Origin of the sequence: Pseudomonas sp. 44 R 15 (assembly GCF_900004965.1) — a bacterium.
Taxonomy (GTDB): domain Bacteria; phylum Pseudomonadota; class Gammaproteobacteria; order Pseudomonadales; family Pseudomonadaceae; genus Aquipseudomonas; species Aquipseudomonas orientalis_A.
Genome location: NZ_CVTU01000116.1, coordinates 1 through 5,066 on the forward strand (window position 1 = coordinate 1; position 5,066 = coordinate 5,066).

Consider the following 5,066-nt stretch of genomic DNA (forward strand, 5'->3'; position numbering starts at 1 on the left):
TAACCAACGATTGCTGAGCCAAGTTTAGGGTTTCTTAAAAACCCAAAGATGTTTGAACTGAAGAGTTTGATCATGGCTCAGATTGAACGCTGGCGGCAGGCCTAACACATGCAAGTCGAGCGGTAGAGAGAAGCTTGCTTCTCTTGAGAGCGGCGGACGGGTGAGTAAAGCCTAGGAATCTGCCTGGTAGTGGGGGATAACGTTCGGAAACGGACGCTAATACCGCATACGTCCTACGGGAGAAAGCAGGGGACCTTCGGGCCTTGCGCTATCAGATGAGCCTAGGTCGGATTAGCTAGTTGGTGAGGTAATGGCTCACCAAGGCGACGATCCGTAACTGGTCTGAGAGGATGATCAGTCACACTGGAACTGAGACACGGTCCAGACTCCTACGGGAGGCAGCAGTGGGGAATATTGGACAATGGGCGAAAGCCTGATCCAGCCATGCCGCGTGTGTGAAGAAGGTCTTCGGATTGTAAAGCACTTTAAGTTGGGAGGAAGGGCAGTTACCTAATACGTGATTGTTTTGACGTTACCGACAGAATAAGCACCGGCTAACTCTGTGCCAGCAGCCGCGGTAATACAGAGGGTGCAAGCGTTAATCGGAATTACTGGGCGTAAAGCGCGCGTAGGTGGTTTGTTAAGTTGGATGTGAAATCCCCGGGCTCAACCTGGGAACTGCATTCAAAACTGACTGACTAGAGTGTGGTAGAGGGTGGTGGAATTTCCTGTGTAGCGGTGAAATGCGTAGATATAGGAAGGAACACCAGTGGCGAAGGCGACCACCTGGACCAACACTGACACTGAGGTGCGAAAGCGTGGGGAGCAAACAGGATTAGATACCCTGGTAGTCCACGCCGTAAACGATGTCAACTAGCCGTTGGGAGCCTTGAGCTCTTAGTGGCGCAGCTAACGCATTAAGTTGACCGCCTGGGGAGTACGGCCGCAAGGTTAAAACTCAAATGAATTGACGGGGGCCCGCACAAGCGGTGGAGCATGTGGTTTAATTCGAAGCAACGCGAAGAACCTTACCAGGCCTTGACATCCAATGAACTTTCCAGAGATGGATTGGTGCCTTCGGGAACATTGAGACAGGTGCTGCATGGCTGTCGTCAGCTCGTGTCGTGAGATGTTGGGTTAAGTCCCGTAACGAGCGCAACCCTTGTCCTTAGTTACCAGCACGTTATGGTGGGCACTCTAAGGAGACTGCCGGTGACAAACCGGAGGAAGGTGGGGATGACGTCAAGTCATCATGGCCCTTACGGCCTGGGCTACACACGTGCTACAATGGTCGGTACAGAGGGTTGCCAAGCCGCGAGGTGGAGCTAATCCCACAAAACCGATCGTAGTCCGGATCGCAGTCTGCAACTCGACTGCGTGAAGTCGGAATCGCTAGTAATCGCGAATCAGAATGTCGCGGTGAATACGTTCCCGGGCCTTGTACACACCGCCCGTCACACCATGGGAGTGGGTTGCACCAGAAGTAGCTAGTCTAACCTTCGGGAGGACGGTTACCACGGTGTGATTCATGACTGGGGTGAAGTCGTAACAAGGTAGCCGTAGGGGAACCTGCGGCTGGATCACCTCCTTAATCGACGACATCAGCTGCTCCATAAGTTCCCACACGAATTGCTTGATTCATTGAAGAAGACGATAGAAGCAGCTTTAAGCTCCAAGCTGATAGCTCTTAGCTAATCAGTTACGCGCTCGAAATTGGGTCTGTAGCTCAGTTGGTTAGAGCGCACCCCTGATAAGGGTGAGGTCGGCAGTTCGAATCTGCCCAGACCCACCAATTTTGTTATGGGGCCATAGCTCAGCTGGGAGAGCGCCTGCCTTGCACGCAGGAGGTCAACGGTTCGATCCCGTTTGGCTCCACCATTAACTGCTTCTGCTGTTAGAGTTTAGAAATGAATATTCTGAAGTGAATATTGATTTCTAGTCTTTGATTAGATCGTTCTTTAAAAATTTGGGTATGTGATAGAAAGATAGACTGAACGTTACTTTCACTGGTAACGGATCAGGCTAAGGTAAAATTTGTGAGTTCTCTTAATTGAGAAATTCGAATTTTCGGCGAATGTTGTCTTCACAGTATAACCAGATTGCTTGGGGTTATATGGTCAAGTGAAGAAGCGCATACGGTGGATGCCTTGGCAGTCAGAGGCGATGAAAGACGTGGTAGCCTGCGAAAAGCTTCGGGGAGTCGGCAAACAGACTTTGATCCGGAGATGTCTGAATGGGGGAACCCAGCCATCATAAGATGGTTATCTTACGCTGAATACATAGGCGTAAGAGGCGAACCAGGGGAACTGAAACATCTAAGTACCCTGAGGAAAAGAAATCAACCGAGATTCCCTTAGTAGTGGCGAGCGAACGGGGACTAGCCCTTAAGTGGCTTTGAGATTAGCGGAACGCTCTGGAAAGTGCGGCCATAGTGGGTGATAGCCCTGTACGCGAAAATCTCTTAGTCATGAAATCGAGTAGGACGGAGCACGAGAAACTTTGTCTGAATATGGGGGGACCATCCTCCAAGGCTAAATACTACTGACTGACCGATAGTGAACTAGTACCGTGAGGGAAAGGCGAAAAGAACCCCGGAGAGGGGAGTGAAATAGATCCTGAAACCGTATGCGTACAAGCAGTGGGAGCCCACTTTGTTGGGTGACTGCGTACCTTTTGTATAATGGGTCAGCGACTTATTTTCAGTGGCGAGCTTAACCGAATAGGGGAGGCGTAGCGAAAGCGAGTCTTAATAGGGCGTCTAGTCGCTGGGAATAGACCCGAAACCGGGCGATCTATCCATGGGCAGGTTGAAGGTTGGGTAACACTAACTGGAGGACCGAACCGACTACCGTTGAAAAGTTAGCGGATGACCTGTGGATCGGAGTGAAAGGCTAATCAAGCTCGGAGATAGCTGGTTCTCCTCGAAAGCTATTTAGGTAGCGCCTCATGTATCACTGTAGGGGGTAGAGCACTGTTTCGGCTAGGGGGTCATCCCGACTTACCAAACCGATGCAAACTCCGAATACCTACAAGTGCCGAGCATGGGAGACACACGGCGGGTGCTAACGTCCGTCGTGAAAAGGGAAACAACCCAGACCGTCAGCTAAGGTCCCAAAGTTATGGTTAAGTGGGAAACGATGTGGGAAGGCTTAGACAGCTAGGAGGTTGGCTTAGAAGCAGCCACCCTTTAAAGAAAGCGTAATAGCTCACTAGTCGAGTCGGCCTGCGCGGAAGATGTAACGGGGCTCAAACCATACACCGAAGCTACGGGTATCACGTAAGTGATGCGGTAGAGGAGCGTTCTGTAAGCCTGTGAAGGTGAGTTGAGAAGCTTGCTGGAGGTATCAGAAGTGCGAATGCTGACATGAGTAACGACAATGGGTGTGAAAAACACCCACGCCGAAAGACCAAGGTTTCCTGCGCAACGTTAATCGACGCAGGGTTAGTCGGTCCCTAAGGCGAGGCTGAAAAGCGTAGTCGATGGAAAACAGGTTAATATTCCTGTACTTCTGGTTATTGCGATGGAGGGACGGAGAAGGCTAGGCCAGCTTGGCGTTGGTTGTCCAAGTTTAAGGTGGTAGGCTGGAATCTTAGGTAAATCCGGGATTCTAAGGCCGAGAGCTGATGACGAGTCATCTTTTAGATGACGAAGTGGTTGATGCCATGCTTCCAAGAAAAGCTTCTAAGCTTCAGGTAACCAGGAACCGTACCCCAAACCGACACAGGTGGTTGGGTAGAGAATACCAAGGCGCTTGAGAGAACTCGGGTGAAGGAACTAGGCAAAATGGCACCGTAACTTCGGGAGAAGGTGCGCCGGTGAGGGTGAAGGACTTGCTCCGTAAGCTCATGCCGGTCGAAGATACCAGGCCGCTGCGACTGTTTATTAAAAACACAGCACTCTGCAAACACGAAAGTGGACGTATAGGGTGTGACGCCTGCCCGGTGCCGGAAGGTTAATTGATGGGGTTAGCTAACGCGAAGCTCTTGATCGAAGCCCCGGTAAACGGCGGCCGTAACTATAACGGTCCTAAGGTAGCGAAATTCCTTGTCGGGTAAGTTCCGACCTGCACGAATGGCGTAACGATGGCGGCGCTGTCTCCACCCGAGACTCAGTGAAATTGAAATCGCTGTGAAGATGCAGTGTATCCGCGGCTAGACGGAAAGACCCCGTGAACCTTTACTATAGCTTTGCACTGGACTTTGAATTTGCTTGTGTAGGATAGGTGGGAGGCTTTGAAGCGTGGACGCCAGTCTGCGTGGAGCCAACCTTGAAATACCACCCTGGCAACTTTGAGGTTCTAACTCAGGTCCGTTATCCGGATCGAGGACAGTGTATGGTGGGTAGTTTGACTGGGGCGGTCTCCTCCTAAAGAGTAACGGAGGAGTACGAAGGTGCGCTCAGACCGGTCGGAAATCGGTCGTAGAGTATAAAGGCAAAAGCGCGCTTGACTGCGAGACAGACACGTCGAGCAGGTACGAAAGTAGGTCTTAGTGATCCGGTGGTTCTGTATGGAAGGGCCATCGCTCAACGGATAAAAGGTACTCCGGGGATAACAGGCTGATACCGCCCAAGAGTTCATATCGACGGCGGTGTTTGGCACCTCGATGTCGGCTCATCACATCCTGGGGCTGAAGCCGGTCCCAAGGGTATGGCTGTTCGCCATTTAAAGTGGTACGCGAGCTGGGTTTAGAACGTCGTGAGACAGTTCGGTCCCTATCTGCCGTGGACGTTTGAGATTTGAGAGGGGCTGCTCCTAGTACGAGAGGACCGGAGTGGACGAACCTCTGGTGTTCCGGTTGTCACGCCAGTGGCATTGCCGGGTAGCTATGTTCGGAATAGATAACCGCTGAAAGCATCTAAGCGGGAAACTAGCCTCAAGATGAGATCTCACTGGAACCTTGAGTTCCCTGAAGGGCCGTCGAAGACTACGACGTTGATAGGTTGGGTGTGTAAGCGCTGTGAGGCGTTGAGCTAACCAATACTAATTGCCCGTGAGGCTTGACCATATAACACCCAAGCAATTTGACTACTCTAACGAGCATCAGATTGCGGTGTGTGAAGACGA

At 51.4% G+C, this 5,066-nt stretch carries 2 tRNA genes and 2 rRNA genes; all 4 read left to right on the plus strand.

From position 1 onward, the window contains the following. Nucleotides 1-54: 54 nt before the first annotated feature. The 4 genes from BFP93_RS24330 to BFP93_RS24345 all read left to right on the plus strand — a co-directional run bounded on the left by BFP93_RS24330 (nucleotide 55) and on the right by BFP93_RS24345 (nucleotide 5,007). A 16S ribosomal RNA gene (locus tag BFP93_RS24330) occupies nucleotides 55-1,591 on the plus strand. 124 nt (nucleotides 1,592-1,715) lie between these two features. Beyond that, nucleotides 1,716-1,792 (plus strand) — tRNA-Ile (locus BFP93_RS24335). A gap of 10 nt (nucleotides 1,793-1,802) precedes the next feature. After that, nucleotides 1,803-1,878, plus strand: a tRNA-Ala gene (locus tag BFP93_RS24340). 237 nt (nucleotides 1,879-2,115) lie between these two features. Beyond that, a 23S ribosomal RNA gene (locus tag BFP93_RS24345) occupies nucleotides 2,116-5,007 on the plus strand. Together the 16S and 23S rRNA genes with 2 tRNA genes alongside form the textbook arrangement of a ribosomal RNA operon. Nucleotides 5,008-5,066 lie beyond the last annotated feature (59 nt).